Here is a 25,596-nt window from a genome sequence, read left to right as displayed (position 1 = left end):
GCGGCGGCTTCGGTCAGGTTTGCTGTGCGGGGTCGGTTCGGCTTCCGTGGCGGGACTGGCCAGGTCGGCTTGGGGGAGCGCGGCGGCAGCAGCAAGGTCTGCTCCCGGTATCGGGGCCAGGTTCTGCGGCGGGCCGACCTGGGTTGCTCGGCGGGGTCTGCCGGGCCGGCTCGGGGCGCGGGGCACCAGCAAGGTCTGCCCGGGGCATCGCGGGCAGGTTCTACGGCAGCCTCGGCCAGGTTGCTCGCCGGGATCGGTTCGGGTTCTACGGCCGCGCCGGACGGTTTCCCCGGCGGTACCGGAGAGGTTTCCCCGGCGGTACCGGCCAAGCTTCCCCGCCGTACCGGCCAAGCTTCCCCGCCGTACCGGCCAAGCTTCCCCGCCGTACCGGTCAAGCTTCCTCGGCGGTACCGGCCAAGCTTCCCGCCGTACCGGCCAAGCTTCCTCGGCGGTACCGGCCAAGCTTCCCGCGGTACCGGCCAAGCTTCCCCGGCGGTACCGGACATGTCGCCCGGCAGCACCGGCCACGTCTTCCCATCCGTACCGGATCGGCCTGCCGGGGTTCTACGGCAGCATCGGATAGCTCCCGGTGTTCGTAGGCGCGTGTTCCGGTAGCCACAGGACTGCCACCGCCCCCTCCGCCGGTACGTACTCCGGGGCGCCGGCCGGGCGGATGTTGCGGAAGGTCAGGCGGGCGCCGAGCACCCGGGCCTGGCCGGCCGCGATGGTCAGGCCCAGCCCGTGCCCGCGGCCGGCCCGGTCGCTGCTCCCGGTGCGGAACCGGCTCGGCCCCTCCGCGAGCAGCGCCTCCGGGAACCCGGGACCGTGATCGCGGACCCGGATGACCCGCCCCTCGACGGTGACCTCGACCGGAGGCTTGCCGTGCCGGGAGGCGTTGGCTAGGAGGTTGAACAGCACGCGCTCCAGGCGCCGGGGATCGGTGGTGACCTCCGACTCGTGCACGATCCGGACCTCGGCGTCCGGATCCTTCGCCGCGACCCGCCGGGCGATGAACTCGCCCAGCAGGATGTCCTGCAGCTCCGCCCGCTCCGAGGCGCCGTCGAGCCGGGCCACCTCCAGGACGTCCTCCACCAGCGTGCGCATGGCCTTCGCCCGGTCCAGCACCAGCTCGGTCGGCCGGCCCGGCGGCAGCAGTTCCGCCGCGGTGAGCAGCCCGGTCACCGGGGTGCGCAGTTCGTGCGCGATGTCGGCGGTGACCCGCCGCTCCGCCTCCAGGCGCTGCTGCAGCGCGTCCGCCATCGCGTCCACCGCCCGCGCGAGATCGTCGGTCTCGTCCCGGACCACGCCCCCGATCGCGTCCCGCACCCGCACGTCCGGCTCGCCCTGGGCGACCTGCCCCGCCGCGACCGCCGCCTTGCGCAGCCGGCGCGACATCTGCCCGCCGATCAGCACACCGATCGCGCTGCCGCCGAGGACGACCGCGATGGAGCCGATCACCAGGGCCTGGTCGAGGTCGTTGAGGATGTCGGTGCTGCGGTCGGTGAACCCGGTGTGCAGCGACAGCACCCGCCCGTCCTGCACCGGTACGGCCGCCCATATGTCCGGCCCGCCGTCCGCGTCGGTGACGTACGTCGCCCGCCGCCCCTGGTGCACCTTCTCCCGCAGCGGCTCGGGCAGCCGCGGGTCGTCGACCTTGACGTTGGGGAAGTTCGGGCGCCCGGACAGCTCGTAGTTGCGCTGCGCGATCCGGATCCGCTCGTCGGCGAGATCGCGCGCGTTGTCCAGCATCGACACCCGCGCCGCGTTGTGCACGACCAGGCTCAGCGCGACCGCCACCAGCGCGCCGACCAGCGCGATGGCCGCACTCAGCTTCCACTTCAGCCCGGTACGGATGTCGGCCGCGCGCAGATCCGCACGGCGCCAGGTGATCCCCCGCATATCCCGCCCCGCTCAGGCCTTGAGCTTGTAGCCGAAGCCGCGGACCGTCTCGATCCGGTCCTGGCCGATCTTCGTGCGCAGCCGCTGCACATGGACGTCGACGACCCGGGTGTCCCCGCCCCAGCCGTAGTCCCACACCCGCTCCAGGAGCTTGTCCCGGGAGAGCACCGTGCCCGGCGCGGAGGAGAACTCCAGCAGCAGCCGCATCTCCGTCGGCGTGAGCGCGACCGGCCGGCCCGCCCGGCGCACCTCCATGCCCTCGGTGTCGATCTCCAGCTCACCGAAGGTCAGCACCCCGCCGGCCGCCGCCGCCCCCGGCTCCTCGGCCCGGTCGCCGCCGCTCGCGTGCCCGAAGCGCCGCAGCACCGCGCGGATGCGAGCGACCAGCACGGCACCGTCGAACGGCTTGGTGACGTAGTCGTCCGCGCCCGCCTCCAGACCCAGCACGACATCGATGGAGTCGGCCCGCGCCGACAGCATGATCACCGGCACGGTCGACTCGTCCCGGATCCGCCGGCACAGGCTGACGCCGTCCAGTCCGGGCACCATCACGTCCAGCAGGGCGATGTCGGGCCGGTCCGCCCGGAACGCCTCCAGGCCCGACAGGCCGTCGGGCATGGCGGTGACCGCGAAGCCGTCCCGCTCCAGGGCGAGCTGGGTGGCCTCGCGGATGACGTCGTCGTCCTCGACGAACAGAACGTGTGTCTGGTCTGCCATCCCGGTGCTCTCAGTCCTCGTGGTGGTGGGGGGTCCTACTAGGAGATCGGTCCGAGCGCCCGATCGGTTCATCGGAGCGCCCGATCGCCGCGCTTACGCCTCAGGCACCGGCGAGGGCTCGTCGCCGACGACCGTGCCGTAGTCGTTGTGCCAGAAGTACTCCTGGGCGAAGCGGCCCTGGCTCCAGCGGTACGTGATCACGTTCTCGCCGGACGGACTCGACACCGGGTCGCCCTTCTCGTACACCTGCTTGCTCACCACCAGATCACCGCGGTCGATCTGCGCGTACACCGGCGGTTCCTCGGCCTTGAACACATTCTCGTACGCGCCGTTCTGCTCGCGATACACGTACGAGCCGACGCCGACGCCGTCCCCGCAGGTCAGGACGTTGACGACGACATCGTCCACGGTGCCGCCGGTCAGGTCGCCGTAGGACGTGTCGAGGGGGTAGTCGTCGGCGGCGCAGGGCTTGAGGCCGCGCTTGACCTCGGTCGAGACCCTCGGGTCCGCCTTGATCAGCCGGACGAGCTCGGTCGCCCCAGGGCGTCCGGCCGACGACGGCGACGGGGATCCCTGCGGGGCCACGGCCGCGCCCGACACGGCCTCGTCGTGCGCCGGGCCCTCGTCCCGGGCGCCGGTGCCGCCGGTGCCGCAGGCGGAGGTGCAAAGGGCGAGGGCGGCGAACACGGTCCCCGCCGTGGTCACCGCCCGAGGAGTCCTCCGGGGCCCGGTCGTCCTGCTGGCCGCACTGGCTAGGCCGCGCAACGCTCCCGCTCCTCACGCTCCAGCGCGCGTGCGCCCAGATCGCGGCTCTCCAGCTCCTCACGGAGCCGGGCGAGCGCCCGGTGCAGCGTGCTCTTGACCGTTCCGGCCGACATGCCGAGGGCGGCGGCCGTCTCCTCCGTGGACATCTGCTCCCAGTGTCGCAGCACGACCACACTGCGCTGCTTGGGGGCGAGCACCTTCAGGACGTCCATCAGCAGGGCGCGGTCCGCGTGCTGCTCGGTGGAGTCGTCGACCGAGGCGTCCGGGAGCTGCTCGGTCGGCACCTCCTCCAGCTTGCGCGCCCGCCACCACTCGGTGCGCGTGTTGATCATCACCCGGCGCAGGTAGGCGTCGGCGAGCCGCTTGTCCTCGATGGTCTCCCAGCGGCCGTACGTCCGGGCCAGTGCCGTCTGGAGGAGGTCCTGGGCGTCCACCGGGTCCGGGACCAGCCGGCGCGCGCTGCGCAGCAACGCGTCCTGCCGGGTGCGCACGTACTCCTCGAATTCGAGCACCTCGCCCTGCGCCATGTTGACCGCCTCCGCTTCCCCGTGTACTTCGCTGCTGTGCCACCCCGTCGGGCACGGCACTGAAGCTACGGAGGCGTTGTCACGGGCCTGTCCGAAGCAGCCTGCGGCTGGCAATCGGCTGTCCGTCGGTTGTGTAACGGAAGTAGGCCCGGGGTAAAGGAGCGCACTGGGTTGGTGCGGTACGGGGTGATTTGTCGGGCGGGTCGGGTCGGCGTCAGGTCAACGGCAGCCGGTACGAACCACCGGGCAGCGGTTCCACCAGACCGTCCGCGACCAGTCCGTCCAGCGCCCGGGCGCGCTGCACCGGCTCGTGCCATACGCGGTCCAGGACCGCCTGCGGCACGGGCGCGTGCGCCTCGCGGAGCACGGCGAGCAGCTTGCCGCGGACCTGACGGTCGGTGCCGGCGTAGGTCTGGCCGCGGCGCGGCGGTCCTTCGTGCTCCGGCTTGCCCGCGAGCCGCCAGGCGCACTGCGCGGCGATCGGGCAGCGGTGGCACGACTCGTTCTTCGCCGTGCACACCAGCGCGCCCAGCTCCATGGAGGCGGCGGCCCAGCGCGCGGCGGTCGGCTCGTCCTCGGGCAGCAGCGCGCGGGCGAGCCTGCGCTCGGCGGCGGTGGTGGCGTTCGGCGGGTACCGCACGCCGGTCACCGCCCGCGCGAAGACGCGACGGACGTTGGTGTCGAGCACCGGATGCCGCTGCCCGTACGCGAAGGAGGCGACCGCCGCGGCGGTGTACTCGCCGATCCCGGGCAGCGCCAGGAGCTGCGCGTGGTCGGTCGGTACGTCGCCGCCGTGCCGTTCCGTTATCGCCACCGCGGCGCCGTGCAGGCGCAGCGCGCGGCGCGGATAGCCGAGGCGGCCCCAGGCGCGCACGGCCTCGCCGGGGGCGTCGGCGGCCAGGTCGGCGGGGCGCGGCCAGCGGGCCAGCCACTGCTCGTAGACGGGCAGGACCCGGTTCACCGGTGTCTGCTGGAGCATGAACTCGCTGACCATCACCCCCCACGGCCCGGCTTCGGGCCGCCGCCAGGGCAGATCGCGGGCGTGATCGTCGAACCAGTCGATGACGGGCGTGTGCAGCGGCTCGCCGCCGGGGGAGTCGGTGGGGGCGGCCGGCAGGGCATCGGGCTTCGTGGGCGCAGTCATGGCCCTACCGATCCTGCCATGCGGGGACGGGGGCACGGGGTGACCGCCACCCCTTGGGGGTACGGCGGTGTGCTGGACCCGCGGGAGCACCCACGCGATCTGTGGTCACGGACGGTGATCGGCGGGCCGGTACCGTCACATGCTGCGACCGTCGCGCGCCCGGCCCGGTGAAAGGCCGGAGCGGGAGCGGCGGTTGGGGTGACGGTCCGGGATGATGATCCGGAAAAGTTGTGGGCCGGGGCGGCGGGTGGGGCCAGCGAACGCGCCGATCTCTCGTACAGTTTGCGCCGTGGGATCTCTGCGCAATCCGGTCGGGCCGCTTCCCTCCTCCATCTACTGGCGTCGGAGGGCCGTACTGCTGTCCGTGCTCGCCCTGTTGACGTTGCTGATCGCCTGGATGCTCACCTCGGGCGGCGGGGGCGGCAACAACGGGGCCGACGGAAGCAACGGCAAGAATCCCGCACCCTCCACGATCGGTCCGGGACCGACCCAGTCCGGGCCGGCGATCAGCCAAGCCCCGGGCGGGCGGGACGAGTCGGGCGACGAGGACACCGGCGGCGGATCCGGGTCGGGGTCCGACTCCGGGTCAGGTGACGGCTCCGGCTCCGGCTCCGGCGACACGGCGGGTTCCGGTGACGGGTCCGGTTCGGGTTCCTCCGACGGCAGCGCGGGCGGCGGTTCGACGGGCGGCGGTACGGGCGTGGCGGCGGGCGACGCGCTTCCGGCGGGCTCCTCCCTGCCCAACTGCACCGCGAGCGCGGTGAAGTTGACGGTGCGCAGTGTGCGCAACACCTACCGGCCCGGTGAGACGCCGACGCTGGAGCTCACGGCCAGGAACTCGTCGGGAAGCGACTGCAAGGTCGATCTGGGCCCGAAGAACGCGGTTCTGACGATCACTCAGGCGGGCGGTGACGAGGAGTACTGGTCCTCGGCGGACTGCCCCGAGACCGCCGGCCACCTGATGTTCCGGGTCGCCGCCGACAGCAGCGTCACCTTCCCCGTCAAGTGGGACCGCAAGCCGAGCGCCCCCCGGTGCGCCACGCCTCCGGCGGGTTCGGCGGCGGCCGGCACCTACCTGGTGGAAGCCACGGCGCCGGGCTTCACCAAGGCGCAGACGTCGTTCGTGCTGGCGAAGGACTAGGCCCCCGCCGGGAGCGAGTCGGCAGCACCGGCAGCACCGGCAGGCTGCTCCGGGCTCAGACGTACCGCTCCGGGATCAGACGTACCGCTCCAGGATGGAGGACTCCGCCAGCCGCGACAGCCCCTCGCGCACGCTGCGGGCCCGGGCCTCGCCGACGCCGTCCACGGTCTGGAGGTCGTCCACGCTCGCGGCGAGCAGTTTCTGCAGCCCCCCGAAGTGCTCCACCAGGCGGTCGATGATCGCCCTGGGCAGCCGCGGCACCTTCGCCAGCAGCCGGAACCCGCGCGGCGACACCGCCGAGTCCAGCGCCTCGGGCGACCCGGTGTACCCCAACGCCCGGGCCACCGTGGACATTTCCAGCAGCTCCGCGTGGCTCAGCGCGTCCAGCTCGTACAGCGCCTCCTCGACCGTGCGGGACCGCTTCGCCGTCGGCTCGGGCACGTAGTCCCGGACCACCAGCTCCCGCTCGGGCTCGACGCCCGCGATCAACTCGTCCAGCTGCAGCGCCAGCAGCCGCCCGTCGGTCCCCAGCTCCACCACGTACTCGGCGATTTCGGTGGCGATCCGCCGCACCATCTCCAGCCGCTGTGCGACGGCCGAGACGTCCCGGACCGTCACCAGGTCCTCGATCTCCAGCGCCGACAGCGTGCCCGCGACCTCGTCGAGCCGCAGCTTGTACCGCTCGAGCGTCGCCAGCGCCTGGTTGGCCCGGGACAGGATCGCGGCCGAGTCCTCCAGCACCCGCCGCTGGCCGTCGACGTAGAGCGCGACCAGCCGCATCGACTGGGAGACGGAGACGACGGGGAAGCCGACCTGCTTGCTGACCCGGTCCGCCGTGCGGTGCCGGGTGCCGGTCTCCTCGGTGGGGATGGTCGGATCCGGCACCAGCTGCACGCCCGCGCGCAGGATCTTGGACAGGTCGGAGGAGAGCACGATGCCGCCGTCGAGCTTGCACAGCTCCCGCAGGCGGGTGGCCGTGAACTCGACGTCCAGCACGAATCCGCCGGTGCACATGGCCTCGACGGTCTTGTCCGAGCCCAGCACGATGAGCCCTCCGGTGTTGCCGCGGAGGATCCGTTCAAGGCCGTCGCGCAGGGCCGTGCCGGGTGCCACTGCGCTCAGTGAGGCGCGCATCAGGCCATCGGCACCGGAGCTCCCACCGGACTTTCCGGGAGCTGCTGCCCGGTCGTTGGCTGCCACTGCACTCCTCCGGTCGCAGGTTCTGGGGCGCTCCCGTTTCGCATACTCGGTTGGTACGGACGGGCGAGACCAGGGCAAAGTCTACCGGCGGTCCTCGGCGTCCCGTGGGGCCTCTCGCCGACGGGAGCGCGGAAGCACGCGGAGGGCGTCCCCTATGTCCGCTACCTCCAGCACCTTCATGCCCGCGGGGATCTTCCCCGGATCGCCCGGCACGAGGGCGTGGGTGAAGCCCAGGCGGTGCGCCTCGGAGAGCCGGCGCTGGACGCCCGTGACCCGTCTGACCTCGCCCGCGAGGCCCACCTCGCCGATCGCGACCAGGTTCTTCGGCAGCGGGGTGTCGCTGGCGGCACTGGCCAGCGCGAGGGCGATGGCGAGGTCCGCGGCGGGTTCCGAAAGCTTCACTCCGCCGACCGTCGCGGAATAGATGTCCCGCTTGCCGAGGGCGCTGATCCGGCCGCGCTGTTCCAGTACGGCGAGCATCATCGAGACCCGGGAGGTCTCCAGGCCGGAGGTGGTGCGGCGCGGGGAGGGGATCTGCGAGTCGACGGTGAGGGCCTGCACTTCGGCGACCAGCGGGCGGCGGCCTTCCAGGGTGACCGTCAGACAGGTGCCGGGGACCGGTTCGTCACGACGGGTCAGGAAAAGTCCGCTTGGGTCGGTAAGGCCGATGATGCCCTCGTCGTGCAGTTCGAAGCAACCGACCTCGTCGGTCGCGCCGTACCGGTTCTTGACGCCGCGCACCAGGCGCAGGCGCGCGTGCCGGTCGCCCTCGAAGTGCAGGACGACGTCGACGAGGTGTTCCAGCAGCCGGGGTCCGGCGATGGCGCCGTCCTTGGTGACATGGCCCACGAGGAGCGTGGACATCCCGCGCTCCTTGGAGGCCCGGATCAGCGCCCCCGCCACCTCCCGCACCTGGGCCATGCCGCCGGGGGCGCCGTCGATCTCGGGGGAGGCCACCGTCTGCACGGAGTCGAGGATCAGCAGGGACGGCTTGACCGCGTCCAAGTGGCCGAGCACGGCCGACAGGTCGGTCTCGGCGGCGAGGTACAGATGATCGTCGACGGCCTTGATGCGGTCGGCGCGCAGTCGCACCTGGCTCGCCGACTCCTCGCCGGTGATGTAGAGCGTGCGGTGTTCGTCACTGGCCGCCTTGGCCGCGACGTCCAGCAGCAGGGTGGACTTGCCGACGCCGGGCTCGCCCGCGAGCAGCACGACGGCCCCGGGCACCAGTCCGCCGCCGAGCACCCGGTCCAGCTCGGGCACGCCGGTGGACCGGGCGGTCGCCTGCCGCCCGTCGACCTGCCCGATGGGCAGCGCGGAGCTGGTGACGCGCCCCGGCGCGGTCGTCCGGACCGCGGGCGCGCCGTACTCCTCGACGGTGCCCCAGGCCTGGCACTCCGGGCACCGCCCGAGCCACTTGGCCGTCTGCCACCCGCACTCGGTGCAGCGGTAGGACGGGCGCTCTTTGGCGGACTTCGTACGGGTGGCCATGCACGGAACGGTATAGGGCCGCACTGACAACACCCCCCGGCGCCGCCGGTGCCGAGCGGCCGCCCGGGAGCGGGACGCGCCCCGCACCACCCCGCCCAGCCGCACGAACCAGCCATCACCCATCGGAACCGGCCAGGGAATCCGCGGCTGGTGTCCCCTTATGAGGGATCGTTTCACCCGTACGGATTAAATGTGCTCAAGGTGGAAGAAGCCGCCTCCCCGACCCGCCTACGGTCCACGGGTGATGAGCAGCCGACCGGAGACCACGACCCGCACCACCGGCGCACACCGAGCGCACCGGGAGGCGCGTGACCGAGGCGCGGCGCGCACCCTCGCGCAGCGCCCGCCCGCGCGTTACGAGCCGTACCTGGACGGCCTGTTCACCTACTGCCTCTCCGTGCTGTGCGACCACGACACCGCGACCGCCGCCCTCGGCGACGTCCTCGCCCTGGCCGAGCGCCGGGGCCAGCGCGTCCCCGAGTCCGCCGCCGACCGGCGCGCCTGGCTGTACGCCCTCGCCCGCTGGTCCTGTCTGCGCAAGCTGGCCGAGGCCAAGCAGAAACGTCAGGCCGGTCACGCGGCGGGCCGCTCCGGCACTCCCCGGCAGCCCGCCACCCCGCCCGTCCCGGAGCAGGCCCAGGAGGAGCGCAGGCGCCAACTCGCCCTGCTGGCCTGGCCGGAGGCCGCCGGGACCACGCCGGAGCAGCGTGAGGCGCTCGAACTCGCGGTGCGCCACCATCTCGCCGCCCACGAGGTCGCCGCCGTCCTCGGCACCGACCCCGTCGCCGCCCGCGAACTGCTCGCCTCCGCCGCCTGCGAAGTGGAGCGCACGCGCGCGGCCCTCGCCGTGGTGGAGACCGGCAACTGCCCGAGCGTCGCCCGCCTCACCGGCGACCGCCAGCTGGTCCTCAGCACCGCCCTGCGCCGCGAGCTGGTGCGCCACGTCGACGACTGCCCCCGCTGCCGCCGCACCGCCGAACGCGCGGTCCCCGGCCGCTGGCCCGGCGCCGCCGTCACCCCCGCCGAACTCCCCGTCCTGGAGGCGCCCCGCGCGGCCCTGTGCGCCGCCATGGCGCACGTCCCCCGCGCGCGGGGCACCGCTCCCCGCTTCGACCGCCGCGGCTTCCCGATGGACCCCAAGGACCGGGCCGCCCGCCGGGACCGCCTCCGCGCGCGGGCCGTCACCACGACCGTCGTCGCCACCGTCGTCGCCGCCCCGGTGCTCGCCCTGTGGGCCGCCTACCGGGGCACGCCCACCGGCGAGGCCACCGAGGGCCGGGCGGCCGGCGCGAGCGAGGCGCACGGCCCGGACGCGCTGAACAGCGCAGCGGCGGGCGGCGGCTACGAGAATGCCGGCAATGCGGGCACCCGCCCCGGCGGCGGCTCCACCAGGGGCGGCAAGCCCGATGTCACCGTCGAGGTGATCAGCGTCACGGGCGCCGGGAAGAAGGGCGCGGGACAGCTGGAGGTCACGGCGGGCCACCGCGGCGACACCACGCTGATCACCCTGACCGCGACCGGCGACGCCCCCGTCCGCTGGTCCGCCGCCACCGGCGCCCCCTGGCTCTACCTGAGCCGGTCGTCGGGAACCCTCGCCCCCGGCGAAGCGTTGACGATCAAGGTGTACGTCGACCCGCTGCGCGAGCCGTCCGGGTACTGGACCGCACGGGTCGCCGTCGCACCCGCCGGAGCCGTCGTCCGCATCGAGGGCTACGGCACCGCGCCCAGCCCTTCCGACCCCGGACCCTCCGATCCCGGACCCGGCGGCCCCGACCCGCAGCCGCCGGACCCCACGCCGAGCGACCCGCCCCCCACGTCCCCGGACCCGACGCCCACCGACCCCGGGCCCACGCCGACGGACCCGCCGCCCACGGACCCCACGCCGAGCGACCCGCCGCCCTCGTCCGCCGATCCGGATCCGCCGCCGTCCGGCTCGGCCGATCCCTCCGGCTCGGCCAACCCCTCCGGCTCGGCCAACCCCTCCGGCTCGGCCGACCCCTCGGGCTCCACGTCGCCCGGAAGCAGCGGCGACCCGAGCCCGTCCACGTCGTAGCCCGCGGGCCGTCAGCCCACCGGATCCGCCGGATGCGGTGCCAGCAACGGCAGCTGCGAGGCCAGCCGCTCCTCGCACAGCTCGACCAGGCGGTCGTAGCCGGCCTTGCCCATCAGCTCGGTCAGCTCCGCCCGGTAGGAGACGTACACCGGGTCACCGGCGCCGTGTGCCGACGTCGCCGAGGTGCACCACCAGTGCAGATCATGGCCGCCGGGGCCCCAGCCGCGGCGGTCGTACTCGCCGATGGACACCTGGAGCACCCGGGTGTCGTCGGGCCGGTCGATCCAGTCGTAGGTCCGCCGGACCGGAAGCTGCCAGCAGACGTCCGGCTTGGTCTCCAGCGGCTCGCGGCCCTCCTTGAGGGCCAGGATGTGCAGCGAGCAGCCCGCGCCGCCCGCGAAGCCCGGCCGGTTCTGGAAGATGCACGAGCCCTCGTACGGCCGGGTCTGCCGGGAGCCCTCGTCGTCCTCCGAGATCCATCCGCTCTCGGTGCCCACGTCATGGTGCTGCCAGATCTCCGGCGTGAGCCTCGCCACGTGCTCGGCCACCCGCTTCTCGTCGTCCTCGTCGGAGAAGTGGGCGCCCAGGGTGCAGCACCCGTCGGCCGCGCGGCCCGGCTGGATGCCCTGGCAGCCGCTGCCGAAGATGCAGTTCCAGCGCGAGGTCAGCCAGGTCAGATCGCACCGGAAGACCTGCTCGTCGTCGCCCGGATCCGGGAACTCCACCCACGCGCGTGCGAAGTCGAGCCCCTTCTCGTCTGCGACCAGGGCCTTGTTCTTCGCCTTCTTCGACGGCATCACCTGCGAAGAACCGCCGGATGATTTGGCCGTCTTCTGGTCCTTCGCCTTTTTCGTCTTTGGCACGCGTCCAGGGTAAGTCGCCCGCGACCCCGGCCGGGACCGCACCGGGGGCGGTGCAGGCTCCGGCGGGCAGTAGCGTTCCGTCCATGAGACTCGGTGTCCTCGACGTGGGATCGAACACGGTGCATCTGCTGGTGGTGGACGCGCACCCGGGCGCGCGCCCGTTGCCCGCGCACTCGCACAAGGCGGAGCTGCGCCTTGCCCAATTGCTCGACGAGAGCGGTGCCATCGGGTCCGAGGGGGTCGACAAACTCATATCGGTCGTCAAGGAAGCGCTGCAGGCCGCCGAGGACAAGGGCGTGGAGAACGTGCTGCCGTTCGCCACCTCCGCGGTGCGCGAGGCCAGCAACGCCGATGACGTCCTCGCGCGCGTGAAGGCCGAGACCGGGGTGGAGCTCCAGGTCCTCAGCGGCGCCGAGGAGGCCCGGCTCACCTTCCTCGCCGTCCGCCGCTGGTTCGGCTGGTCGGCCGGGAAACTGCTGGTCCTGGACATCGGCGGCGGCTCCCTGGAGATCGCCTACGGCATCGACGAGGAGCCGGACACCGCGGTGTCGCTGCCGCTCGGCGCGGGGCGGCTCACCGCCGGCTGGCTGCCCGGCGATCCGCCCGACCCGGAGGACATCCGCGCCCTGCGCCGGCATGTCCGCACCGAGATAGCGCGGACGGTCGGCGAGTTCAGCCGCTTCGGACGGCCCGACCATGTCGTCGCCACCTCCAAGACCTTCAAGCAGCTCGCCCGCATCGCCGGCGCCGCCCGCTCCGCCGACGGCCCGTACGCCCAGCGCGATCTGAAGCGCGAGTCCCTGGAGGCCTGGGTCCCCCGGCTCGCCGGCATGACGACGGCACAGCGCGCCGAGCTCCCCGGCGTCTCCGAGGGCCGCGCGGGTCAGATCCTCGCGGGCGCGCTGGTCGCCGAGGGCGCGATGGACCTGTTCGGCGTGGAGACCCTGGAGATCTGCCCCTGGGCCCTGCGGGAGGGCGTGATCCTTCGCAGGATGGACCACCTTCCGGCCGTGTGACACGGCGGGTACTCGCGCTGTTCGACCGTGGGACGTGGTGCTCGTGCTGTCCGGCGGTGTGACGCGGGCGGTACTCGCGTTGCTCGGCCGTGTGACGGGGTGGGCGCTCGCGCTGCTCAGCCGCGTGACGCGGTAGGCGCTCGCGCTGCTCGGCCGTGTGACGGGGTGCTCGCGTTCCTCGGCCGCGTGACGCGGCGGGCGCTCGCGCTGCTCGGCCGTGGGGCACGGCGCTCGCGCCCCGGCCGGGCGCTCCCGGCGCGGGGATCCGGCCCGCGCGCCCCGCGCACGCGCAGTGAAGTGCGCCACCCCGCACCACCGCCACCCACCGGCCCCCGGCCCGGCCCACACCACCCCACCTGGCCGATTGCCGCTCCTCCACCGCGCACCCGCAGCCATCGGCTCCCCGGTGCCGAGCGAGTCCCCGTACCCTGTTCCTCGTGGCAGAACCAGTGGTGCGCATCCCGGATGCGAAGGTCGCGCTGTCCACGGCCTCGGTCTATCCGGAGTCGACGGCGACGGCCTTCGAGATCGCGGGGCGCCTCGGGTACGACGGGGTCGAGGTCATGGTGTGGACCGACCCGGTCAGCCAGGACATCGAGGCCCTGCGCCGGCTCAGCGACTACCACCGCATCCCGATCCTCGCCGTGCACGCCCCCTGTCTGCTCATCACCCAGCGCGTGTGGTCCACGGACCCCTGGACCAAGCTCCAGCGCGCCCGGGCGGCGGCCGAGAAACTGGGCGCGAGCACGGTCGTCGTGCACCCGCCGTTCCGCTGGCAGCGCCAGTACGCACGGGACTTCGTGGCCGGAATCTGGCGCATGGCGAACGAGACGGACGTGCGGTTCGCCGTGGAGAACATGTACCCCTGGCGCTACCGCGACCGCGAGATGCTGGCGTACGCCCCGGACTGGGACGTCACCAAGGACGACTACCGTCACTTCACGATCGACCTCAGCCACACCTCGACCGCCCGCACCGACGCGATCCACATGATCGACCGCATGGGCGACCGGCTCGGCCATGTCCATCTCGCGGACGGCCGGGGTTCGGCGAAGGACGAGCACCTCGTCCCCGGCCGCGGCGACCAGCCCTGCGCCGAGGTGCTGGAGCGCCTCGCCCTGACCGGCTTCGACGGCCATGTGGTCATCGAGGTCAACACCCGCCGGGCGATGTCCAGCGCCGAGCGGGAGGCCGACCTCGCCGAGGCGCTGGCCTTCACGCGTCTCCATCTGGCCTCGGCGATGAGGGTGCCCCGGCCGTGACCGACACCGCAGCACCGCGCAGGGGCCGGGGCCGCCGCACCCGCAGCGAAGCCGCCGACACCCGCGCCCGGATCCTGGCCGTGGCCCGCGAGGAGTTCTCCGAGCGGGGGTACGAGAAGACGTCCGTCCGCGGCATCGCCAAGGCGGCCGGCGTGGACTCCGCGCTGGTCCACCACTACTTCGGCACCAAGGAACAGATCTTCGAGGCGGCCGTCGAGGTCGCCTTCGCCCCCGCGTTCCGGGCCCCCGACACCGTCCTCGACGGCTCCCTCGAAGGCGCCGGCGAGCGACTGACCCGGATGATCTTCGGGCTCTGGGAGAACCCGGTGACCAGGGCCCCGCTGCTCGCGATCGTCCGCTCGGCCGTCAACAACGAGAGCGCTGCCGCCGTCTTCCGCAAGCTGATCGCGGCCCAGGTGCTGCGCCGCATCGCCGAACAGCTCGACCTCCCCGACGCCGAACTGCGCGCCGAACTGGCCGCGGCCCAGCTCGTCGGCGTCGCCATGATGCGGTACGTCATCAAGATCGAGCCGATCGCCTCCGCGGACCCGGAGTGGCTCATCGCCAGGCTGGCCCCGGTCGTGCAGGGGCACCTGACCAGCCCCTGAGGCACGCCCAGGTCGCCGACCGAGACGTACATCCCGCATTCCGGACACCGTGTCCGGACCGTGGATGACCGGCGTACGCTCAATAGCAGCCCTATCTGTCTGAAGGAGCGAGCGACGATGCCCGAGCTGAGGTCCCGCACAGTCACCCACGGACGCAACATGGCGGGCGCCCGCGCCCTTATGCGCGCCTCCGGTGTACCCGGTGCGGACATCGGCCGTAAGCCGATCATCGCGGTCGCCAACAGCTTCACCGAGTTCGTGCCGGGCCACACCCACCTGCAGCCGGTCGGCCGGATCGTCAGCGAGGCGATCCGCGAGGCGGGCGGCATCCCGCGCGAGTTCAACACGATCGCCGTGGACGACGGCATCGCGATGGGCCACGGCGGCATGCTGTACAGCCTCCCGTCCCGCGACCTGATCGCGGACTCGGTCGAGTACATGGTCGAGGCCCACTGCGCCGACGCCATGGTCTGCATCTCCAACTGCGACAAGATCACCCCGGGCATGCTCAACGCGGCCCTGCGCCTGAACATCCCCACGGTCTTCGTCTCCGGCGGCCCGATGGAGTCCGGCCGCGCCACCCTGGTCGACGGCACGGTCCGTACGCTCGACCTGGTCGACGCGATCTCCGACGCGGTGAACGACAAGATCTCGGACGAGGACATCCTCCGCATCGAGGAGAACGCCTGTCCGACCTGCGGCTCCTGCTCCGGCATGTTCACCGCCAACTCGATGAACTGCCTGACGGAGGCCATCGGCCTCTCCCTGCCCGGCAACGGCTCGGTCCTCGCCACCCATACGGCCCGCAAGCAGCTGTACGTCGACGCCGCGCGCACGGTCATGGACATCACCCGGCGCTACTACGAGCAGGACGACGAGACGGTCCTGCCCCGCAACGTCGCCACCATCGCCGCCTTCGAGAACGCGATGGCCCTGGACATCGCCATGGGCGGCTCGACCAACACGATCCTGCACCTGCTGGCGGCGGCCCAGGAGGCGGGCGTTCCCTTCGGCCTGGAGGAGATCAACGAGGTCTCGCGCCGCGTGCCCTGCCTCGCGAAGGTCGCCCCGAACGTCGCCAAGGACCGCACGTACTACATGGAGGACGTGCACCGCGCCGGCGGCATCCCCGCCCTGCTCGGCGAGCTGCACCGCGCGGGCCTGCTGAACGAGGACGTGCACGCGGTCCACAGCCCGTCCCTCGCGGACTGGATGAAGACCTGGGACGTCCGTGGCGGCTCTCCGTCGGCGGAGGCGGTGGAACTGTGGCACGCGGCCCCCGGCTGTGTCCGCTCCGCCGAGGCCTTCTCCCAGTCCGAGCGCTGGGAGGCGCTGGACGAGGACGCCGAGGGCGGCTGCATCCGCAGCGCCGAGCACGCCTACTCCAAGGACGGCGGCCTGGCGGTGCTGCGCGGCAACCTCGCGGTCGACGGGTGCGTGGTGAAGACGGCCGGCGTCGACGAGTCGATCTGGACCTTCGAGGGCCCGGCGGTCGTCTGCGAGTCGCAGGAGGAAGCCGTCCAGAAGATCCTGACCCAGCAGGTCAAGGAGGGTGACGTCGTCGTCATCCGCTACGAGGGTCCCAAGGGCGGGCCCGGCATGCAGGAGATGCTCTACCCGACCTCGTACCTCAAGGGCCGCGGCCTCGGAAAGGCCTGCGCCCTCGTCACCGACGGCCGCTTCTCCGGCGGCACCTCGGGCCTGTCCATCGGCCACGCCTCCCCCGAGGCGGCGGCCGGCGGCACCATCGCGCTCGTCGAGGACGGCGACCGCATCCGCATCGACATCCCGAACCGCACGATCGAGTTGCTCGTCGACGACGCGGAACTCGCCCGCCGCGAGCAGGCGTTGAACGGGGTGTACGCCCCCAAGAACCGCGAGCGCAAGGTCTCGGCGGCGCTTCGCGCGTACGCCGCGATGGCGACGAGCGCGGACAAGGGCGCGGTGCGCGACGTGTCCAAGCTGGGCTGACGGAGCCCGATTGAGCGGGGCCGGCCGGCCTTTCGGTCGGCCCCTTCTCTACCAGTCGGCGGGGCGGCCGGCGTCCACGGCGAAGACGGTGCCGTCGGGGGCGGCGGAGTAGACGCGGTCGCCGACGACCACCGGCTCGGGCAGCCCGGCGGCGACCTGATCCGCGCTCCTGCCGAGCCGAGGGGGCGTCTGCCCGGCGAGCCCCTCCCCGTCGACGTGCACGGCGACCAGCCGCCCGTCGGGGGCCGTGAAGTACACGTGCCGATCGTCGGCCACCGGGGTCGAGCCCCGGCTCACCCCGGTCTCCAGGCTCCACCGCTGCTTGCCCGCGGCCATGTCGACGGCCACGAGCGAGCCGCCGTTGCCCAGGAGGTAGACGACCTGCCCCCGCACGGTGCCGTGCGCCTGCTGGACGGGCACGGGCAGGGGCACGCGCCGGGCGGTCCTGGTGCCGGGGGTGTAGCGGACCACTTCCCTGGTGTCCTCGTAGACGTTGCCGACCGAGGTGAGGAAGACGGACCCGTCGGCCGTGCCGACCGGGTTCAACGCGCCGTCGAGCCGGTCCTCCCACCGCACGTCGCCCGTTTCCGGGTCCACCGCCGTGACCTGGGTGCTCTCGCCGTCCTCGGACCGGCTCACGGCGTAGGCCAGCGGATCCCCGGGATAGGCGACGAAGTAGGGCGTCCGGTGGCCGGGCACCCTGTGGCTCCACCGCTGTTCGCCCGACGCGGCGTCCACCCCGGTGACCGTGCCGTCGGCGCCGGTGAGCAGGAGACTGTCGCCCGCGTGGGCCAGCCCGGTGTACGGGGGCATGTCCCGCTGCCATCGGGGCTCGCCCGTGGCGGGGTCGAGGGCCTTCAGGTCGCGGCTCAGGTCGAGTCCGGGCTGTACGAGGCCGCCGGCGACGACAGGCGGACCGGCCCAGGTGCCGCGGACGGTGTGCCGCCACAGCAGCCGTCCGTTCGAGGCGTCGCGGGCGAACACCACGCCGGACTGCGCGCAGAACACCCTGCCCGCGCCGTACGAGCACTGGGGCGCCGAGCCTGTCGCGGACACCGACTCCGCCTCCCACGGGCTGAAGGCGGCCGGGGCCTCGCGGGTGGCGCTTCCCGTCGGCGCCGCGTCGCCGTCGCCCAGCAGCTGCAGGGTCGTCAACGCCCCGCCCAGCACCAGTGCCAGGGCGGCGGCCGCCCAAGCCGCCCGGCCCCGCCGCCTCCGCGATCCGCGGTCGCCCGGCGCCTCCGGCTCGCCGGCCGGCAGGGGACGCGGCAGCACGGACTGCTCGCCGGTGCGCTGGGTGGGGATGAACGCCTGTGTGTCGTACGAGGCGGCCACCGACCGCAGTTCCCGCATCAGCTCGTCGGGGGTGGGACGGTCCTCGGGCTCCTTGGCGAGACACCGCTGGATCAGCGGGCCGAGACTCTCCGGTACGCCGGTCAAGTCGGGTTCGTCGTGCACGACTTGGTAGGCGACGACATACGGGCTGTCCGAGTCGAACGGCCCCTGTCCCGTCGCCGCGTGCACCATGACCGACCCCAGCGCGAAGACGTCCGCGGCGGGCCCGACCTCCCGCGGCCGCCGGAACTGCTCGGGCGCCATGAACGGCGGCGTTCCGATCAACTTGCCGGTCTCGGTCCGCAGTTCACTGTCCTTTGGCCGAGAAATGCCGAAGTCGATGACCTTCGGACCGTCCTCGGCGAGGAGCACGTTGCTCGGCTTCAGATCCCGGTGCACGACACCGACCCGGTGGATGTCACGCAACGCCTCCGCGAGCCCGGCCATCAGCCGCCGCAACTGCTCCGGAGCCATCGGGCCGTTCCGCTTCACATGATCGGAAAGCGTCGGGCCCGGTATGAACAGCGTGGCCATCCACGGCCGTTCGGCCTCCGGATCCGCGTCGACGACCGACGCCGTGAAGGCACCGCTCACCCGTCGGGCCGCGGCTATCTCCTGCCGGAACCGCCCCCTGAACTCCCGGTCCCTCGCGAACTCGGCATGGATCACCTTCACCGCGAGCTTCATCCCCGAGGTGCTGCGCGCCAGATGGACGACGCCCATGCCGCCGGAGCCGAGACATGACTCAAGACGGTAGTGACCGGCGTAATCGGGAAGTTCCGCTTCCGCGCCCGCTCCGGCGTTCCGCTGTGGCGCCATGGGACCCCCCGTGCTGTTCGTCCGCGCGCGCGACGCAGGGAGCCTAGTCGATGAGGCGTACGAGACAGAGGCGGCTTGCTAGCCTTTCTGTGCGAATTGCGTACGAGTGTTTCTTGGCGTGATTCGGGGGAATCAACGGGGCCCATGACAAGCATGGGGAGCAACGGGGGAGGACTGTCATGTCTGTTGACCGTATCGACGAGGCGCCTGAGACAGAGAGCGCGGACACAGAGGAAGCCGCGGCCGTGGTGGCGACATCGCTGCGCTACTACGCGGTCGCTCCGGGTGTCCGCCTGAACGTCCGCAGAGGGCCCGGCACCAACTACCCCATCACCCGCGTCCTCTCCGAGGGCGCCAAGGTGCCGATCTTCTGCCAGACGCCGGGCACGACCGTGACCGGCCCGTACGGCACCACCAACATCTGGGACAACATCGCCGACAGCGAGTTCGTCTCGGATTCCTACGTGGACACGGGCAGTGACGGCTACATCCGGCCGCGCTGCGCCCTCTGACACCGCCGCTGATCAGGCCATGCGGTGATCGGCCCGTGAAACCGGCAGCGCCGGCCGGCTGACCGCGCGCTGCGGGTCGACCCGTGCGGGGCCCGCGTCCGACCGGAGCCATAATCGACGCGTGAGCGACGACAACGGCACCCCCGACCCGGCCGCGGGCCCCCGCCCCGAACCCATCCGCTTCTTCGGCACGACCTGGGTCGAGCACAGCGACGGCTACCGGGCCCGCCGGATGGGCGTCGCCGTCGGCTCCCTCGCCGCCGCGGCCGTCGCCTGCCTGGTCCTCCGCTTCGCCTACGAGGGCCTCCAGATCGCCGCCGTCGAGGGCCTGGTCAGCATGCTCATGACCGTGATGTTCGCGATCTGCAGTGCCCTCGCCTTCCGCAACACCTGGGAGAGCTTCGGCAAGCGCCCGGACCCCGACCGTCAGGCGTCCCTGCGCGGCCTGCTGGCCATCGGCTTCGTCGGCTCCCTCCTCGCCTACTTCTTCCGCTCCCTCACCGAGGCCCCCGGCGAGAAACTCCACCGCGAGGAGTACGAGACAGCCCGCGAGCAGTACGCAAAGCGCACCAAGCGCCGCTCAGGCAACCCCTCCAAAAAGCGCCGCACGCCCTGAGGGCTGCCCGGCCGGGGGCCCCTCTCACCGAAGCCGCCTCCGGCCGGAGGCCCTGGGACCCGCCGGACGGGGAACGCCTCTCACCGGTACCGTCCCCGCGCCGCATGCCCGGGGACCCGCCGGGCGGGGAATGCCTCCCACCGGTACCGCCTCCGCGCCGCGCGCCCTGAGTGCCGCCGGGCGGGAGCCCTTCTCTCCGAAGCCGCCTTCCGCCGCCTGCCCGGGGACCCGCCGGACGGGGAACGTCTCCCACCGGTACCGCCTCCGCGCCGCGCGCCCTGAGTGCCGCCGGGCGGGAGCCCTTCTCTCCGAAACTGCCTCCGCGCCGCACCTCCTGCCCCGCCCGGCGTCGGCCACTCTCACCCGAACCAACCCCGCACCGCATGCCCTGAGTGCCGCCCGGCGGGGGACCCCTCTCTCCGAAACCGCCTCCGCGCCGGAGGCCCTGGGAGCCGCCGGGGGAACGCCTCTCTCCGAAACCGCCCCCGCGCCACACCGCACCCCCGCCACCATGGCCGTATGACGGCAGCCTCTTCCCACTCCACCCGCGCCCACTCCTTCAACGCCGCCGCGGCCCAGTACGCCGCCAACCGCCCCTCCTACCCGCCCGCCCTCCTCGACGCCGTCGAGGAACTGGCCGGCCGCCCCCTCGCCGGCGCGCGCGTCGTGGACGTCGGGGCCGGCACGGGAATCGCCACGGCCCTCCTGCACGCCCGTGGCGCCGAGGTGATCGCCGTGGAACCCGGCGAGGGCATGGCGGCCCAGTTACGCCGAGCGCACCCCGCCATCCCGCTCGTCCGCGGCACCGGCGACGCCCTACCCCTGGCCGACTCCTCCGCCGACCTGCTCACCTACGCCCAGGCCTGGCACTGGACCGACCCGGCGCACTCGATCCCGGAGGCCATGCGCGTCCTGCGCCCGGGCGGCGCGCTCGCCCTGTGGTGGAACACCTACGTCCTCGACATCCCCTGGATAGCCGCCCAGGCCCGCCGCATCCAGAACCACTTCGGCATCGACCCCGCCGAGGAGGAAGCCAGCACCAGCGCCCGCACCGCCGACCCCGAAGGCCGAGTCGCCTTCTCCCGGCGCGTGGTCCGCTGGAGCCGCCGCGTCCCGGTCGACACCCACCTGGCCAACCTCGGCAGCCACTCGATGTTCCTGGTCCACGGTGAGAAGGCCAGCATCACCTTCCTCACCGCGGAACGGACCCGCCTGCTGGAGGTCTTCCCCGACGGCATCGTCGAGGAGAGCTACGACGTGCACCTCCTGGTCGCCCTCACCACCTGATCCCTCGCCCTGACCACCTGCCCCCTTCCGCCTGACTTCCCCGCGCCGCGGCCCACCCCTCCGGGGCCGCGGCGCAGTCATGCTCCGGCCCTCGTGAAGGCGCACAAACCGGACCGCCCACCTCCGCTCACCCCTGCACGTGCCCACGGCAACGGGCCTCCCCCCCTTGACGACACCCCTCGGTGAGAGAGTTAATCCGCACATGATGAATATTTGACCCGGCACACCACCCACAGGAGCACCCCCACTCATGGACCAGTCATCCGCCGTCCGCGCCGAGGGCCTCACCGTCACCCGCGGCCCCCGCACCGTCCTGCGCGGCATCGACTTCACCGTCCCGCGCGGCCAGATCACCGGCCTCCTGGGCCCCTCCGGCTGCGGCAAATCCACCCTCATGCGCTCGATCGTCGGCACCCAGGCCAAGGTCACCGGCACCCTCGACGTCCTCGGCCACCCCGCGGGCCACCCCAAGTTGCGCACCCTCATCGGCTACGTCACCCAAGCCCCCTCCGTCTACGACGACCTGACGGTCCGCCAGAACCTCGAATACTTCGCGGCGATCCTCGCCCCCGGCCACGCCGCCGCCGACCAGCGCCACGAAAACGTCAGCCGGGCCATCGACGACGTCGACCTCACCAGCCACGCCGACTCCCTCGCCGGCAACCTCTCCGGCGGCCAGCGCAGCCGCGTCTCCCTCGCGGTCGCACTCCTCGGCACCCCGCAGCTCCTGGTCCTCGACGAGCCCACCGTCGGCCTGGACCCGGTCCTGCGCCGCGACCTGTGGAGCCTCTTCCACACCATCGCCGACCAGCGCGGCGCGACCCTGCTCATCTCCTCCCACGTCATGGACGAGGCCGAGCGCTGCCACCGCCTCCTCCTCATGCGCGAGGGCCAGATCCTCGCCGACGACACCCCCGACGCCCTGCGCACGCGCACCGGCTCCGAAACCGTCGAAGCCGCCTTCCTGCACCTGGTGGACGAGGCCGTCGCGGCCGCCGCCCGCGAGAAAGAGACCACCCGATGAGCACCACCACCCCCACATCCGGCACCGGCACCGTCACCCCGGCCCCGACCAGCGCTCTGAGCCTGTCCCGCACCACCGCCACCGCGGGCCGGGTCCTGCGCCAGCTCCGCCACGACCCGCGCAGCATCGCGCTGATGATCCTCGTCCCGTGCGTGATGCTCTTCCTGCTGCGCTACGTCTTCGACGGCGACCCCCGCACCTTCGACAACATCGGCGCCTCCCTCCTCGGGATCTTCCCGCTGATCACGATGTTCCTGGTCACCTCCATCGCCACCCTGCGCGAACGCACCTCCGGCACCCTCGAACGCCTCCTCGCCATGCCCCTCGGCAAGGGCGACCTGATCGCCGGCTACGCCCTCGCCTTCGGCACCGTCGCGATCGTCCAGTCCATCCTCGCCACGGCCCTCGCCCTGTGGGGCCTCGGTCTGGACGTCACCGGCAGCCCCTGGCTGCTCCTGCTGGTCGCGCTCCTGGACGCCCTCCTGGGCACCGCGCTCGGACTCTTCGTCTCGGCCTTCGCCGCCTCCGAGTTCCAGGCCGTCCAGTTCATGCCGGCCGTGATCTTTCCCCAGATCCTCCTCTGCGGTCTGTTCACCCCCCGCGACAACATGCACCCCGTCCTGGAGGCCATCTCCAACGCCCTCCCCATGTCCTACGCCGTCGACGGCATGAACGAAGTCCTCAAGCACACCGACATGACGGCCGCCTTCGTACGCGACTCCCTGGTCGTCGCGGGCTGCGCCCTCCTCGTCCTCGCCCTCGGAGCCGCCACCCTGCGACGCCGCACGGCCTAGCCGGGCCGCACCGCCCGGAGACGTCCCGCCCACCGGACACCCCACCCGCGCTCAAGCCCCCGATGGGAGGATGAACACCGGACGACGCAACCCGGAGGGCACCCCAGCCATGACGCAGAAAGTCGCAGTCCTCGGCACCGGCAAGATCGGCGAAGCCCTGCTCAGCGGAATGATCCGAGCAGGCTGGGGCCCGACCGACCTTCTGGTCACCGCCCGCCGCCAGGAGCGGGCCGAGGAGCTCCGCAGCCGCTACGGAGTCACCCCGGTCAGCAACCCGGAAGCCGCCAAGACCGCCGACACCCTGATCCTCACGGTGAAGCCGCAGGACATGGGCACCCTCCTCGACGAACTCGCCCCCCACGTCCCCGCCGACCGCCTGGTCATCAGCGGAGCCGCAGGCATCCCCACCTCCTTCTTCGAGGACCGCCTCACCGCGGGCACCCCCGTCGTCCGTGTCATGACGAACACCCCCGCCCTGGTCGACGAGGCCATGTCCGTCATCTCCGCCGGCAGCCACGCCACCGAGGAGCACCTCGCCCACGCCGAGGAGATCTTCGACGCCGTCGGCAAGACGCTCCGCGTCCCCGAGTCCCAGCAGGACGCCTGCACCGCCCTCTCCGGCTCGGGCCCGGCGTACTTCTTCTATCTGGTCGAAGCCATGACCGACGCCGGCATCCTTCTCGGCCTGCCCCGCGACAAGGCCCACGACCTGATCGTCCAGTCCGCGATCGGCGCCGCGACGATGCTCCGCGACAGCGGCGAGCACCCCGTGAAGCTGCGCGAGAACGTCACCTCGCCGGCCGGCACCACCATCAGCGCCATCCGCGAGCTGGAGAACCACGGCGTACGGGCCGCCCTCATCGCCGCCCTCGAAGCCGCCCGCGACCGCAGCCGCGAACTGGCCTCCGGCAACAGCTGACGCCCGGCCGCCCCTGACCCAGGGGCGGCCCAGCACGCCGACCTAAGCGGTCACCCCGATATCGACCGCCGCAGGCAGCAGTCCGATCGCCCGATACGCGGCGTCCACAGTCGGCCGCGCCATCGCCCGAGCCCTCTCCGCACCATCCCGCAGCACCCCCTCCACATAGCCAGGATCAGCGCACAGCCCCCTGTGCCTCTCCTGCACGGGCCTGAGAACCTCCACCACGGCCTCCGCGGTGTCCTTCTTCAAAGCGCCATACGACTCATATACACCGCTCAGCTCCTCGGGGTTCCCACCCGTGCACGCCGCGAGGATCTCCAGCAGATTGGCCAGGCCGGGCCGCCCCTCCCGGTCGTACACGACCTCCCGCCCGCTGTCGGAGACGGCCCGCATGACCTTCTTCCGCACCACGTCCGGCTCATCGAGCAGATAGACGATGCCCGGCCCGGCGTCATCGCTCTTCCCCATCTTCGACGTCGGCTCCTGGAGGTTCATCACCCGAGCCGCCACCGCGGGATGGGTGGCCCGCGGCACCACGAAGGTGTTCCCGTACCGCTGGTTGAACCGCACCGCCAGGTCCCGCGTCAGCTCCACATGCTGCGCCTGATCGTCCCCGACCGGCACCTCGTCACTGCCGTACGCCAGGATGTCCGCCGCCATCAGCACCGGGTAGGTGAGCAGCGACAGCCGCACACTCCCCCCGCGCTCCCGCTCCCGCCCGGCCTTCTCCTTGTACTGGATCATCCGCCGCATCTCGCCGTCCGTGGCCACGCACTCCAGCACATAGGACAGCCGCGTGTGCTCGTCCACATGACTCTGCACGAACACGGTGCACGCTGCCGGATCCAGCCCGGTCGCGAGCAGCAGAGTCGCCGCCTGCCGACTCAGCCGGCGCACCCGCGCCGGATCGTGCTCCACGGTGAGCGCATGCAAGTCGACGATGCAGAACAGGGCGTCGGCCCGGTGCTGGTCGACCTCCGCCCACCGCCGCATGGCTCCGAGGTAGTTCCCCAGCGTCAGGTGCCCGGTCGGCTTGATCCCGCTGAAGACCCGCGTCATCTCTCCACCTCCTGGTCGAGACCGCCGCCCCGGGGCCGGCCGACTCCCTGGAGGGAGACACAGAAACGGCCGCCGAAGCGGCGGCCGTTGAGTGCATACGTGACTACGGCCGCCGTCAGGCGGCCCACCAGAGCTGGGTGCACGTACGCGTTGTCATGCAGGCCAGGCTACGCCTCCAGGAGGCCGTCCGGGCCAGAGTTGACACTCCTGGACGCGGTCCGTACTGTTCTCCGAGTTGTCCGACGTGAGCGCCGACTCCGGTCGGTCCCCGGACAACCATTCCGCAAGTTCCAACCAACACTCGACACAGTCGATCTGTCTGCCGTCGTGTCATTGGCATGCGAATTTGCGAAATGAGGAATCCACGTTCGAAAGGACGCGGCCCCGATTAGCTCGGGAGCCGGGAATCCGCTAAAGTCTCACTCGTCGGAACGGCCCGCAACGGCCGTGCAGACAACTCCCGCTGACTGGGAATCAGGCCCGAAAGGATCTGATAGAGTCGGAACCGCCGGAAAGGGAAACGCGAAAGCGAAAACCTGGAAAGCACCGAGGAAATCGGATCGGAAAAGGA

22 protein-coding genes are annotated in these 25,596 nt (G+C 72.3%); 12 read left to right on the top strand and 10 right to left on the bottom strand.

Annotated features, from left to right (window positions below):
• Positions 1-564: 564 nt before the first annotated feature.
• The 5 genes from cseC to M8H82_RS35115 all read right to left on the bottom strand — a co-directional run bounded on the left by cseC (position 565) and on the right by M8H82_RS35115 (position 5,052).
• Positions 565-1,899 carry a two-component system sensor histidine kinase CseC gene (gene cseC, locus M8H82_RS35135; RefSeq protein ID WP_250079581.1) on the bottom strand — a complete coding sequence of 445 codons (1,335 nt, stop codon included), beginning with the start codon at positions 1,897-1,899 and terminating at the stop codon, positions 565-567.
• Positions 1,900-1,911: 12 nt separating this feature from the next.
• On the bottom strand, positions 1,912-2,616 hold the full coding sequence (gene cseB, locus M8H82_RS35130) for a two-component system response regulator CseB (RefSeq protein WP_250079579.1): 705 nt from the start codon (positions 2,614-2,616) through the stop codon (positions 1,912-1,914).
• Positions 2,617-2,709: 93 nt separating this feature from the next.
• Positions 2,710-3,381: a hypothetical protein gene (locus tag M8H82_RS35125; RefSeq protein WP_284049733.1), complete on the bottom strand. Its 672-nt coding sequence runs from the start codon at positions 3,379-3,381 to the stop codon at positions 2,710-2,712.
• On the bottom strand, positions 3,369-3,908 hold the full coding sequence (locus M8H82_RS35120) for a SigE family RNA polymerase sigma factor (RefSeq protein WP_250079574.1): 540 nt from the start codon (positions 3,906-3,908) through the stop codon (positions 3,369-3,371). The genes M8H82_RS35125 and M8H82_RS35120 overlap by 13 nt, the downstream gene beginning before the upstream one ends.
• 214 nt (positions 3,909-4,122) lie before the next feature.
• The gene (locus M8H82_RS35115; RefSeq protein WP_250079572.1) at positions 4,123-5,052 is read right to left on the bottom strand and encodes an A/G-specific adenine glycosylase; all 930 of its coding nucleotides are present in this window, start codon (positions 5,050-5,052) and stop codon (positions 4,123-4,125) included.
• A 289-nt stretch (positions 5,053-5,341) separates the two neighbouring features.
• Here M8H82_RS35115 and M8H82_RS35110 point away from each other — a divergent pair, with 289 nt between their 5' ends.
• Complete coding sequence (locus tag M8H82_RS35110) at positions 5,342-6,193, top strand: hypothetical protein (RefSeq protein WP_250079571.1); 852 nt, start codon at positions 5,342-5,344, stop codon at positions 6,191-6,193.
• A 75-nt stretch (positions 6,194-6,268) separates the two neighbouring features.
• Here M8H82_RS35110 and disA read toward each other — a convergent pair whose 3' ends face one another.
• Entirely contained in the window at positions 6,269-7,393 is a 1,125-nt protein-coding gene (disA, locus tag M8H82_RS35105) for a DNA integrity scanning diadenylate cyclase DisA (RefSeq protein WP_250079568.1), read from the bottom strand.
• 81 nt (positions 7,394-7,474) lie between these two features.
• Positions 7,475-8,884, bottom strand: a complete 1,410-nt coding sequence (gene radA, locus M8H82_RS35100) for a DNA repair protein RadA (RefSeq protein ID WP_250079566.1) — start codon at positions 8,882-8,884, stop codon at positions 7,475-7,477.
• Positions 8,885-9,125: 241 nt separating this feature from the next.
• On the opposite strand from radA, the gene M8H82_RS35095 reads away from it, so the two are divergent.
• Positions 9,126-10,937: a hypothetical protein gene (locus M8H82_RS35095; RefSeq protein WP_250079563.1), complete on the top strand. Its 1,812-nt coding sequence runs from the start codon at positions 9,126-9,128 to the stop codon at positions 10,935-10,937.
• 11 nt (positions 10,938-10,948) lie between these two features.
• Here M8H82_RS35095 and M8H82_RS35090 read toward each other — a convergent pair whose 3' ends face one another.
• Positions 10,949-11,800: a hypothetical protein gene (locus M8H82_RS35090; RefSeq protein ID WP_250079561.1), complete on the bottom strand. Its 852-nt coding sequence runs from the start codon at positions 11,798-11,800 to the stop codon at positions 10,949-10,951.
• An 83-nt stretch (positions 11,801-11,883) separates the two neighbouring features.
• On the opposite strand from M8H82_RS35090, the gene M8H82_RS35085 reads away from it, so the two are divergent.
• The 4 genes from M8H82_RS35085 (at position 11,884) to ilvD (ending at position 16,657) form a co-directional block, all read left to right on the top strand.
• A complete protein-coding gene (locus M8H82_RS35085; RefSeq protein ID WP_250079560.1) occupies positions 11,884-12,816 on the top strand; it encodes a Ppx/GppA phosphatase family protein in 933 nt (310 codons plus the stop codon).
• Positions 12,817-13,253: 437 nt separating this feature from the next.
• The gene (locus M8H82_RS35080) at positions 13,254-14,078 is read left to right on the top strand and encodes a sugar phosphate isomerase/epimerase (protein WP_250079559.1); all 825 of its coding nucleotides are present in this window, start codon (positions 13,254-13,256) and stop codon (positions 14,076-14,078) included.
• Positions 14,075-14,686, top strand: coding sequence for a TetR family transcriptional regulator (locus tag M8H82_RS35075; protein WP_250079556.1), 612 nt, complete (start codon positions 14,075-14,077; stop codon positions 14,684-14,686). The genes M8H82_RS35080 and M8H82_RS35075 overlap by 4 nt, the downstream gene beginning before the upstream one ends.
• A 117-nt stretch (positions 14,687-14,803) precedes the next feature.
• On the top strand, positions 14,804-16,657 hold the full coding sequence (ilvD, locus tag M8H82_RS35070) for a dihydroxy-acid dehydratase (protein ID WP_250079555.1): 1,854 nt from the start codon (positions 14,804-14,806) through the stop codon (positions 16,655-16,657).
• Between the two features lie 48 nt (positions 16,658-16,705).
• On the opposite strand, the gene M8H82_RS35065 is transcribed toward ilvD, so the two are convergent.
• Positions 16,706-18,811, bottom strand: a complete 2,106-nt coding sequence (locus M8H82_RS35065) for a serine/threonine-protein kinase (RefSeq protein ID WP_250079554.1) — start codon at positions 18,809-18,811, stop codon at positions 16,706-16,708.
• Positions 18,812-18,990: 179 nt separating this feature from the next.
• On the opposite strand from M8H82_RS35065, the gene M8H82_RS35060 reads away from it, so the two are divergent.
• From M8H82_RS35060 to proC, 6 genes are all read left to right on the top strand, one after another.
• Positions 18,991-19,323, top strand: coding sequence for an SH3 domain-containing protein (locus M8H82_RS35060; RefSeq protein WP_250079553.1), 333 nt, complete (start codon positions 18,991-18,993; stop codon positions 19,321-19,323).
• 121 nt (positions 19,324-19,444) lie between these two features.
• Positions 19,445-19,939 (top strand): EamA/RhaT family transporter, encoded by a 495-nt coding sequence (locus M8H82_RS35055; protein WP_250079551.1) that lies wholly within the window; start codon positions 19,445-19,447, stop codon positions 19,937-19,939.
• Positions 19,940-20,458: 519 nt separating this feature from the next.
• Positions 20,459-21,226 carry a class I SAM-dependent methyltransferase gene (locus tag M8H82_RS35050; RefSeq protein ID WP_250079549.1) on the top strand — a complete coding sequence of 256 codons (768 nt, stop codon included), beginning with the start codon at positions 20,459-20,461 and terminating at the stop codon, positions 21,224-21,226.
• 250 nt (positions 21,227-21,476) lie between these two features.
• Positions 21,477-22,250, top strand: a complete 774-nt coding sequence (locus tag M8H82_RS35045) for an ABC transporter ATP-binding protein (RefSeq protein ID WP_250079547.1) — start codon at positions 21,477-21,479, stop codon at positions 22,248-22,250.
• Positions 22,247-23,044: an ABC transporter permease gene (locus M8H82_RS35040; RefSeq protein ID WP_250079545.1), complete on the top strand. Its 798-nt coding sequence runs from the start codon at positions 22,247-22,249 to the stop codon at positions 23,042-23,044. Before M8H82_RS35045 ends, M8H82_RS35040 begins: the two co-directional genes overlap by 4 nt.
• Before the next feature lie 109 nt (positions 23,045-23,153).
• Positions 23,154-23,963: a pyrroline-5-carboxylate reductase gene (gene proC, locus M8H82_RS35035; RefSeq protein WP_250079542.1), complete on the top strand. Its 810-nt coding sequence runs from the start codon at positions 23,154-23,156 to the stop codon at positions 23,961-23,963.
• Between the two features lie 42 nt (positions 23,964-24,005).
• Here the strand turns inward: proC and trpS are convergent, their stop codons facing one another.
• Positions 24,006-25,025 (bottom strand): tryptophan--tRNA ligase, encoded by a 1,020-nt coding sequence (gene trpS / locus M8H82_RS35030; protein WP_250079540.1) that lies wholly within the window; start codon positions 25,023-25,025, stop codon positions 24,006-24,008.
• Positions 25,026-25,596 lie beyond the last annotated feature (571 nt).

Source organism: Streptomyces sp. YS415 (assembly GCF_023544665.1).
Taxonomy (GTDB): Bacteria; Actinomycetota; Actinomycetes; order Streptomycetales; family Streptomycetaceae; genus Streptomyces.
The sequence above is the reverse complement of the archived record's forward strand: the minus strand, read 5'-3'. Positions and strand labels throughout refer to the sequence as shown.

Coding starts and splice junctions, on each gene's coding strand:
- M8H82_RS35040 (WP_250079545.1), top strand. CDS start 22,247: ATGAGCACCACCACCCCCACATCCGGCACCGGCACCGTCACCCCGGCC.
- M8H82_RS35060 (WP_250079553.1), top strand. CDS start 18,991: ATGTCTGTTGACCGTATCGACGAGGCGCCTGAGACAGAGAGCGCGGAC.
- proC (WP_250079542.1), top strand. CDS start 23,154: ATGACGCAGAAAGTCGCAGTCCTCGGCACCGGCAAGATCGGCGAAGCC.
- trpS (WP_250079540.1), bottom strand. CDS start 25,025: ATGACGCGGGTCTTCAGCGGGATCAAGCCGACCGGGCACCTGACGCTG.
- M8H82_RS35085 (WP_250079560.1), top strand. CDS start 11,884: ATGAGACTCGGTGTCCTCGACGTGGGATCGAACACGGTGCATCTGCTG.
- M8H82_RS35045 (WP_250079547.1), top strand. CDS start 21,477: ATGGACCAGTCATCCGCCGTCCGCGCCGAGGGCCTCACCGTCACCCGC.
- ilvD (WP_250079555.1), top strand. CDS start 14,804: ATGCCCGAGCTGAGGTCCCGCACAGTCACCCACGGACGCAACATGGCG.
- M8H82_RS35065 (WP_250079554.1), bottom strand. CDS start 18,811: ATGGCGCCACAGCGGAACGCCGGAGCGGGCGCGGAAGCGGAACTTCCC.
- cseC (WP_250079581.1), bottom strand. CDS start 1,899: ATGCGGGGGATCACCTGGCGCCGTGCGGATCTGCGCGCGGCCGACATC.
- M8H82_RS35050 (WP_250079549.1), top strand. CDS start 20,459: ATGACGGCAGCCTCTTCCCACTCCACCCGCGCCCACTCCTTCAACGCC.
- radA (WP_250079566.1), bottom strand. CDS start 8,884: ATGGCCACCCGTACGAAGTCCGCCAAAGAGCGCCCGTCCTACCGCTGC.
- M8H82_RS35120 (WP_250079574.1), bottom strand. CDS start 3,908: ATGGCGCAGGGCGAGGTGCTCGAATTCGAGGAGTACGTGCGCACCCGG.
- cseB (WP_250079579.1), bottom strand. CDS start 2,616: ATGGCAGACCAGACACACGTTCTGTTCGTCGAGGACGACGACGTCATC.
- M8H82_RS35115 (WP_250079572.1), bottom strand. CDS start 5,052: ATGACTGCGCCCACGAAGCCCGATGCCCTGCCGGCCGCCCCCACCGAC.